We start from the raw sequence: 291 nt of genomic DNA, 5'->3' as shown, positions 1-291 counted from the left end.
CACATCGACGAGCTGCCCGGCAGCGGCATCATCTACACCCTCACCGTCTCAGCGGCCGAGGACACCGCACGCCTGTTGCGCGAGGCCGGCCATGCCGTGCGCGCGTACACCGGCCAGACCGACACCGCGGAACGCGAGGAGTCTGAGGGGATGCTCAAGCGCAACGAGGTCAAGGCCCTCGTCGCCACAAGTGCCCTCGGCATGGGCTTCGACAAGCCGGACCTCGGCTTCGTGCTGCACCTGGGCGCCCCCTCCTCCCCCGTCGCGTACTACCAGCAGGTCGGTCGCGCG

Annotated in this window: 1 protein-coding gene; it reads left to right on the top strand. The window is 69.8% G+C overall.

Going from position 1 to position 291, the window contains the following annotated elements; translation table 11 throughout:
• Nucleotides 1-291 (top strand): helicase-related protein (locus QN345_RS20115; RefSeq protein WP_323509251.1); only part of this gene is annotated, 291 nt, incomplete at both ends.

The sequence above is a fragment of the Cryobacterium sp. 10I1 genome, from assembly GCF_035019805.1.
In the GTDB taxonomy this organism is placed as follows: Bacteria; Actinomycetota; Actinomycetes; order Actinomycetales; family Microbacteriaceae; genus Cryobacterium; species Cryobacterium glucosi.
Note: the sequence above shows the minus strand (reverse complement) of the source record. Positions and strands in the feature narration are given on the sequence as shown.